The organism is Gordoniibacillus kamchatkensis, from assembly GCF_000829455.1.
GTDB lineage: Bacteria > Bacillota > Bacilli > Paenibacillales > NBRC-103111 > Gordoniibacillus > Gordoniibacillus kamchatkensis.
In genome coordinates this window covers 1-8,097 of sequence record NZ_JXAK01000116.1, presented here as the reverse complement: position 1 = coordinate 8,097, position 8,097 = coordinate 1, and the positions used below count along the sequence as shown (strand labels likewise).

Here is an 8,097-nt window from a genome sequence, read left to right as displayed (position 1 = left end):
CGCCCGGCTCGCCGCGCTGCAGGCGAATGCCGACACCTTCGCCGCCGAAGCTGCCGAGAGGCTCGGATTGGAGCCGCCTTCTTCTCAGCCCGATACATAGCGCTGCGACGCCTTGGACGCCCGGCTCGCCGCGCTGCAGGCGAATGCCGACACCTTCGCCGCCGAAGCTGCCGAGAGGCTCGGATTGGAGCCGCCTTCTTCTCAGCCCGATACATACACTGCCGAAGTCGCCGGACCGGCCGGTCCGGAGCTCGCGAGTACCCGGCAGCAGTCCACCGCCGCGGCCTTGCTGGCGCTGCGCCGCTGGAAGGAGCAGGACGAGCTGCTGCAAGCCAAGCGGGAAGAGCAGCGGCGTCTCGCCGCGGAGCTGGAGCAGACGACCACAGAGCTGGAGGAGCTGGACGTGCCGATCGGCCGTCTGGAGGAACGGGTTCGCGAGCTGCTGGCCGCAGCTTCGGCGCAGGACGAGCAGCAGCTCCGGCTTCATGCCCGCCAGCATGAGCGGCGGAGGCAAATCGGCGAAGAGCGCCGCTCCGCCATAGCAACGCTGGAAGCTTGGCTCGGAGACCGGGCGCTGGAACAGATGGAGGACGAGCTGGCGGGGCTGAGCGAGGAGCAGTTGAAAGCGGAGCTGGAGCGGCGCGAAGCGAGGTGGCTGCCGCCGAGACGGAGGAAGCGCGTCTGCGGGACCGTCGCGGACGCGTCGCAGGCGAGCTGGAACAGCTTGAGACCGGGAGCGGGCATGCCGACAAGCTGCAGCAACGGCAAGAGCTGCAGGCGCAGCTGGAGCGGCAAGCGTCAGAGTGGGCGGAACTCGCCTTCGCTGCGGCGCTGTTCCGGCGCACGCGCGAGCTGTATGAGCGCGACAAGCAGCCGTTCGTGCTGCAGCGGGCTTCGGCGATGTTCGCCACGATGACGGAAGGGCGCTACTCGCGCATCGTAGCTCCGCTCGGCGAGCAGCGCTTGCTCGCGATGCGGCCGGACGGCGTAGCGCTCGATCCCGGCCAGCTTAGCCGGGGGACGGCCGAGCAGCTGTACTTGGCGATGCGCTTTGCGATTGCCGCCGAATATACGCAGGAGGCGCCCCCGCCGCTTCTGCTCGACGACATCCTCGTCAATTTCGACGAAGGCCGCATGCGGCGCACGCTGGAGCTGCTCGGCACGATGGCCGAGACGCACCAGGTGCTGTTGTTCACGTGCCACCCGCATATTGTGGAAGCGGCTGGCAACGTTTTGCCGCATATGCAGCTGCTCGAATTGTAGGAGGAGCTGCACGTACGGCGCGCCGAATGATGCGGGTGCTTTCCCGCATGCCCCCGGCCGGCGTTTCCGCAGGCTGCCGTTGCGATATCGTTCGCGACGGCGGCCTTTTTCTGTTCATTGGAAAGCATAAGCCGTACCTATTTCCGGTCGACTACGGTAAACGCGCGTCCATAATTTAAGCTGCCCGAGAAGAAAGTATAGCTGCCCTGCGGGTTGGGAATGGGGCTCTCCGGCTTCGCTCCCGCTTGCGTTCCCTCAAAATTTATAAACAAGGTAGGAGTACGAGTTCGAAGACTTATGCTTATGGTGCAAGTTTTGCAATGCAACTAGCTCTCAGGGCCCACATTCCCTTCCTCCGCTCCCCCTTTCTCGGGCAGCCTGGGCAGCGTAAGCCATTTATCCTTGCTATAACTAAAAGTTTAGCTTTGCTAAAAACATGAAAAGTGAAATAACATTACGAGCGGCCATAAAACCTCCCAGCTTACGAAGCGAGTTTTGCAATGCAAAACTTCTAGGCCACCCATTTTCGAAAGTAATTCGAAACAGTTTTCTCACTGTTGGCGGAACAAGCTCAGTGCTTTGGAAACCTGTGACCGTGGATAGAGCCGCTGGAAAACCTCCAACGGTTTATTGCTGCGTCGCTAGATGAGAAGGCTTCGTGGGAAAACATCCAATCAAACGGCCGCCTATGTAACTCAAAACGAGTTGCGAGGTTTTTTCGTTGGACTGAATACAATGGGGACCAATGCAAACTCGCTTTCAGCCTGGAAACGCTGGATCAAATCCAACCATGCACCGGGTCCGGTTGAAGAGAAAGCCGGTTTTGCGATTGTCCGAAACCACCTATGCCGCCATCGAGATCGAAATGTTTCCCCGTAAGTTGAAATCTTGCCTCAAATTTGAAAGCTTCTGCTGCTTCGGACCGTCATGCTGCTTTTGGTACACCAGTTAGAGTCCAAGTTCTTTGCGCACAGACAGAGAGGGCGCAGATAGAGAACCGAAGGTAGTGTGTCAAGCGTATCACAGCCAGCTTTACGCCAAGGCGCGCATCAAATGGACTGCGCAAGCCGTTACCCTTCATTTTGCCCGAACGATTCCGTACCATTCGCGTCCGCTGCGGTCCAACGCATTCGGCTCTTTCCATATGAACGGCAATCGACTACTATAATAGTATTGCAGATTCGGAACCGGGGGGTTCGAACGACATTATGGACGAGGAACATAGAAAAGATAAAACCTCTGCGCGCGAGATTACGTATCAGGTCGGCTGGAGCCGGGGCAGAATACATCCGCAAGACGGCGGGAAGCAAGGGAAACCGTCGGGACCGTTAATGGGGCCGCTTCCTGCGAACATTTCGAGCCCGGTTGCGGCAGGACGGCCTGAGAAACCTGTAGAGCCAAAGGCGGCAGATCCGGGCGAACGGGAGGAGCGTCCATCCGCGCGGAAGGAAATGCTCGTCTCGGCGAGGAAGGAAGCGCCGTCGTCCGCCGTGCGCGGCACAACGTTCACCTATAGCGGATTGCACCGCGAAAGCTTTGCGGAACGTATCGTCTGGCGTCCTTTGCCTGCGGTTCCTGCCCGCTGGACGACGGCGCTGCTATGGGCGGCTCCCGTGGCCGGCTTTGCGCTGACATATGCGCTGGTTTTGGCGCTGACCCGCGCGCCTTAACCGCGCCATCGAGAGGGCCGGCTTGCTGCCGACTCTCTGCCATTCTATCAAACGCTATCAACCATCAAAAGGAAGACTGCCCCTATGAACGTTGCACTTGCTATTTTCGGAGGTTTGCTCGGCCTTGCGGTTACGGCCGCTGCCGTGTACACGGTTTGGATCGTTAAGCAGTACGGCAAAGAACGGGGTGCGTCCCCCGAAGAGCGCTACGCCTGGATGGCCAAGCTGTTTTTGAACTGGACGGCGCTTGACGTTGCCGTCGTCGCCTTGTTCGTGTGCGGGACGCTGCTGCTGCTTGCCGACGTGTTCGGCGTAATGCGCGACCGGAGCAGCTACCCGCTGTACCATTACGGCTACTTGCTGAGCGGTGTTACGTTCAGCATCATGGGCATGCTGTTCGTCCTCATCCGCCTTGCCGTCGTGCTTCGGACAGAGCGCGCGTGCGCGGAGGCGAAACAGCGCGCCGACCGGCTAACGAACGGCGGCGGAGGAGCGGCGCCACACGAGCATGGCGAGCCATGACAAACTGATAAAGCCGAAGATGGGGTACAGAGTGGACAGGAGCGTTTTGAAGCCGAACTGCCCGCACAAATATGAGAGCGCCAAAATGACGACGACGAGCGCCTGCCTCGGCAAACGGGTGCGCTGCTGCAGCTGCAGCACGATCCCGTAAACGTTGGCGATATACGTCGTAAAAATTTCTCCGTAAATGACGAGCAAATATACGTACTGCAGCACCCGTCCGAACGGGCGGATCAGATGCGCCATCGGGATTTCGAACTGGGTGATGCCTGGCATTTGCGCGGCCAGGGCGATATGGACGGCGAGCAGCAACGCGCCGATCATCGCGCCGCCGATCAGTCCGCCGAGAATGAGTACTTTGCGGCTGCGGATCGCAGCGCCGACGGGAACGAGAACGGCCTGCGCGGTGGAGAGGTTGAACGACGTATAGAGCAGCGGGGCGATCCATATTTTGGCGATCGGGTCGTCCGTATGCAGCCGCGTCCAGGCGTCTCTGCCCGGTCCCCCGAGCGTGCCGGCCAGCAGCAGGATTGTAAACATGACCATAATCGGGACGACGACCGAGTTGACCGTCATGATCGCATCCATGCCGCGTACGATGACGAAGTACGAGGCGAACAGCGTGACGAGCAGCCCTGTCTGGTACGACAAGTGCAGGTGCTCGGAGAAAACCGAACCGCTGCCGGCAAGCATAACGGAAGTAATGCCGAACAGGACGATGAGGGTGAACAGCGAAATCCAATTGCCGATCCGCTCGCCGAACAGATGCCGGTTCAAATCTTCGTACGAAGCGGCTCTTACGTCGTACGCTATCAGCATAAGCTTGATACCCAACCAAACAAACAATATACTGGAAAAGGCGATGGTCAGCTCGGCCATCCAGCCGTATCGGGTATAAAATTGCAAAATCTCTTGCCCGGAGGCGAACCCCGCGCCCACGATCGTGCCAACGTAAGTGAAAGCTACTTTAATTACCGGGCCTACCCGCAATTTCACCGTACGGTCCCCACCTTTCGCTCTGCGAACTGACATATAGTACAAAGTATGAACCGGCGGACAAGCGCATGCCTGTCAGCCGCAAATCAGCACACTGGAGTGTTGCGAAGGTGCAAGAAACGATCTTCGAATTTGTGACGAATTACGGTTACATCGCGCTGTACTTGCTGCTGGCAGCCGGCATCATAGGACTCCCGATTCCGGACGAGACGCTGATGACGTTCGGCGGCTCTCTGACCGCATCGGGGGGGCCATGGTCGTACACGCCGGCCGTGCTCGTCGCCTACGCCGGAACGATGACCGGCATGTGCGTCAGCTATGCGGTCGGCCATAAAGTCGGAAAGCCGTTCTTGTACCGCTACGGCAAATGGATCAAGCTGACACCGCTTCGCATTCAGCGGGCCGAGAGCTGGTTCCATAAATACGGCTTATGGGCCGTGTTTTTCGGCTATTTCGTCCCCGGCGTGCGCCACTTCACGTGCTATTTGGCCGGAGTCAGCGGCGTAAAGCCGTGGAAATACGTCTTGTTTGCCGGCACCGGGGCGCTCATCTGGTGCGTGACGTTTTTCTCGCTCGGTCATTTCATCGGGGAAAATATCGAAGGTTTGCTGCACGTCATCCATCAATATTTCGGCATCAGCCTGCTCGTTATCGCAATCCTCGTCCTCATCGGCGTATTCCTTTATTTGAAATTCCGCAAAAAAACGACGATGTAACGGAAAAAAGCGTCCGTTCCCGCAGCACGCGGGGAACGGACGCTTTTTTGCATCTATATGGGGACAGCCCAGTCGTTATGCCGTTACTCGCCGTATGCTTCCTCCGCCGAAAAGGCGGCGTCCGCCGGTTCCGCTTGTGCGGCGAGCCGCTGCTGCTCCTGCTTGCGGTACGCGCTCGGACTTGCGCCATAGAAGGCGACGAACCGCTTGTTGAAATTGCTGTAATCCTGAAAGCCGACGTCTTCGGCAACGTTCGCTGCAGGACGCGACGTGTAGGCCAGCAGGCGGGCGGCTTGCCGCAGCCGCATGCGCTGCAGCGTGTCCATGACCGACTGCCCGGTCTGCTGCTTGAACAGATGCGACAGGCGCGACGGGGACAGGAACACTTGCTCCGCCAGCTCCTCGATGCGCAGCGGCTCCTTCATCCTTTCGCTAAGAAGCCGCAGCACTTCGCCGACACGCGGGTCGAGGCGGCCTGTTTCAGGCGCCGTCTGCGACCGGACCGCCAGCAGCAACAGCTCTTGCAGCGAGGCGAGGCACAAATCGTGCCAATACGGAGCCATTTGCCTGCTGTCGAGCAGCACCCGGTCGAAGGCAGCCTGCATCCGCTTTGCCGTCTCGTCGTCCTCGATATGGGCGTACAAATGTCCGGGCAGCCGTTCCGGCAAGCCCAGCCATTCAGCCCATGACGGGGGCGGGATGAAATGGGCCCAGACGAACGTCCAGACGCTGCCCTCCGGGGTCCGGTAATCGTGCGGCGTATGCGGGCGGACGAGGACGACGTCTCCGGTGCGGCACGGAAACGAATGCTCGCCGTAAGCGTACCGGCCTTCTCCGGATAGCGTAAAGGTCAGCAGCCAATTGGGCGTCCCTTTTGTCCGGTACACGTGGTAACCGTAAGGTTCGGTGAAGCGGTCGCAAATGAGCAGGCTCGGCTCGTAAGGATAAATAGCAGAATTGTCAATGTTGTTGGCCAAGAGGAACATTCCTTCCCCGCATCGGTATCTTATACAATCATCTCAAATACCTCATATTGACGCAAGAGCAGGAGGCCGATGAGATGAATCGTATGGACACGCAATATCGGTTAACGCCGGAACAGAAGCAGCAGTTTGAGCAAGACGGATTTGTCATCGTCAAAGGGTTGTTCGGCGCAGACGAAATCGAGCGGCTCAAAGCCAATTTCATGGAGATGCACGCCGGCGGGCCGATCGCCGGCTGCTTCGAACCTGTTCCCGTGGAGCAGGCGGGAGGCGACATCCTGAAGGCGTATCCGCGCATGATGCACCCGCACCGAGTGAACCGGATGGCGTTCGAGTACATGCTCGACGCGAGGGTGATGAGCGTTCTGGCCGAGTTGTTCGGGGAAGAGCCGCTGGCGGCGCAAAGCATGTTTTATTTCAAGCCGCCGGGGGCGCGCGGGCAAGCGCTGCATCAGGACAATTTCTATTTGAAAATCGAGCCCGGCACGTGCATCGCCGCCTGGACCGCGGTCGATCCCGCCGACGAAGAGAACGGCGGCATGTTCGTGGCGCGGGGAAGCCACCGCGAGCCGATTTACTGCCCGCAGCAAGCGGATCCGGCCGTTTCGTTCACGAAGGACTACGTCGAGTTGCCGGCAGGAATGGAGCTCGTCCAAGCGAGAATGGAGGCCGGCGACGTGCTGTTTTTTAACGGCAGCGTCATTCACGGCTCGCAGCCGAACACGTCGCGGGACAGGTTCCGGCGCTCGTTCATTTGCCACTATGCCGGGGTGTCGACGACGCGGGCGGGCCGCTTCTACAGCCCGATGTACCGCGCCGACGGCACGGCTGTGACGATCGAGGACAATCCGGACGGAGGGCCGTGCGGCGCGGAACACGAGAAGCAGCATGGCCCGCATTAAGAGGCGCGATCGAAAAAACCTGCACGCGGCATCGGCCGCGTGCAGGTTTTTTGCCTCGAAATAAGCGTGACGCCATGCGCCGGGCCACTTTCGGACGGATGGAATCGAAAAGCCGTGATGATCGCGGGGCTGTTCAGTTTCGGCGTGTTTACTATTCTTTGCGGGTTCGCCGCTCATTTTTGGACGATGCTGCTCTTTCGCTTTTTGGCGGGAATCAGCGGCGCGTTTGTTTCGCCTCAAGTATGGGCGGCCATACCGCAACTGGCGCCGCCCACGAAAATATTAAAAGCGATGGGCATAGCTACAGCCGGACTCGCTGTCGCCCAAATGCTCGGGGTGCCAATCGGCAGTTATCTCGCCGCATTCGGGTGGCCGATCCCGTTTGTCGCAGTTGGAGCTTCCGCGTTACTTATCGTTGTTTTCGTTGCCATCATCATGCCTTCGCTACCGGCTCCGCTTGCCAAGGAGAAAGCTCCTTCCGTTCTCGAACGGTACCGGGCGCTGCTCCGCGAATCAAAATCCAAAACAGCCTTTTCCGCTTATTTCGTCTTCCAGCTCGGCAATTTTGCCACGTTCTCGTTTATCGGAACATGGCTGTCCGATCAATTTGAGCTTAGCGTCGGCGCCGTCATGCTGTTTCTCGGCTTAGGCAATACGATAAGCAGCTTTTTTGGCAGCGGCCTGGTGCAAAAAATAGGACCCAGACCTTCGTTCGTTATCGGGATGATCATATTAGTGCTGCTTTTCGCAATCCTCCCCTTTTCGGAAAACGTTACATATGTGAAGCTGCTGTACTTTTTGATCTATTTTATAATGGGCTTGCTGTTCCCGCTCATGATGAGCTTGTTACAAACGCTGTCTTCTACGGCGCGCGGAACAATTTCGTCGCTTGCCAACTCATTGATGTATTTCGGTGCGACTATTGCCTCCTCCGTAGCCGGAATGCTGTACGCGCATATGCACGGTTTGTTTCGGTCAGTTTGTTTACAGTTCTTTGTTTATTGGGTCCTCGCTCATATTTTGCGAAGCGGCGTATTGCTGTCGG

At 58.6% G+C, this 8,097-nt stretch carries 9 protein-coding genes; 6 read left to right on the top strand and 3 right to left on the bottom strand.

The genetic code is table 11. From position 1 onward, the window contains the following. On the bottom strand, positions 1-514 hold a 514-nt coding region (locus SD70_RS31905), incomplete at its 3' end, for a hypothetical protein (protein WP_041052640.1). Positions 515-651: 137 nt separating this feature from the next. Here SD70_RS31905 and SD70_RS31900 point away from each other — a divergent pair. The 3 genes from SD70_RS31900 to SD70_RS31890 all read left to right on the top strand — a co-directional run bounded on the left by SD70_RS31900 (position 652) and on the right by SD70_RS31890 (position 3,455). After that, positions 652-1,263 carry an ATP-binding protein gene (locus SD70_RS31900; RefSeq protein ID WP_041052639.1) on the top strand — a complete coding sequence of 204 codons (612 nt, stop codon included), beginning with the start codon at positions 652-654 and terminating at the stop codon, positions 1,261-1,263. A 1,208-nt stretch (positions 1,264-2,471) separates the two neighbouring features. After that, on the top strand, positions 2,472-2,933 hold the full coding sequence (locus tag SD70_RS31895) for a hypothetical protein (RefSeq protein ID WP_041052638.1): 462 nt from the start codon (positions 2,472-2,474) through the stop codon (positions 2,931-2,933). An 84-nt stretch (positions 2,934-3,017) separates the two neighbouring features. Beyond that, complete coding sequence (locus SD70_RS31890) at positions 3,018-3,455, top strand: hypothetical protein (protein WP_041052637.1); 438 nt, start codon at positions 3,018-3,020, stop codon at positions 3,453-3,455. Here the strand turns inward: SD70_RS31890 and SD70_RS31885 are convergent. Continuing rightward, positions 3,405-4,451 (bottom strand): YkvI family membrane protein, encoded by a 1,047-nt coding sequence (locus SD70_RS31885; RefSeq protein ID WP_041052636.1) that lies wholly within the window; start codon positions 4,449-4,451, stop codon positions 3,405-3,407. The genes SD70_RS31890 and SD70_RS31885 overlap by 51 nt on opposite strands. A gap of 110 nt (positions 4,452-4,561) precedes the next feature. On the opposite strand from SD70_RS31885, the gene SD70_RS31880 reads away from it, so the two are divergent. After that, the gene (locus SD70_RS31880) at positions 4,562-5,167 is read left to right on the top strand and encodes a DedA family protein (protein WP_041052635.1); all 606 of its coding nucleotides are present in this window, start codon (positions 4,562-4,564) and stop codon (positions 5,165-5,167) included. A gap of 83 nt (positions 5,168-5,250) precedes the next feature. On the opposite strand, the gene SD70_RS31875 is transcribed toward SD70_RS31880, so the two are convergent. Continuing rightward, the gene (locus SD70_RS31875; protein WP_052488122.1) at positions 5,251-6,144 is read right to left on the bottom strand and encodes a helix-turn-helix domain-containing protein; all 894 of its coding nucleotides are present in this window, start codon (positions 6,142-6,144) and stop codon (positions 5,251-5,253) included. Between the two features lie 83 nt (positions 6,145-6,227). On the opposite strand from SD70_RS31875, the gene SD70_RS31870 reads away from it, so the two are divergent. Together SD70_RS31870 and SD70_RS31865 are read left to right on the top strand one after the other, a co-directional pair. Beyond that, positions 6,228-7,052, top strand: coding sequence for a phytanoyl-CoA dioxygenase family protein (locus tag SD70_RS31870; protein WP_331436869.1), 825 nt, complete (start codon positions 6,228-6,230; stop codon positions 7,050-7,052). Positions 7,053-7,169: 117 nt separating this feature from the next. Next, on the top strand, positions 7,170-8,097 hold a 928-nt coding region (locus SD70_RS31865; RefSeq protein WP_052488121.1), incomplete at its 3' end, for an MFS transporter.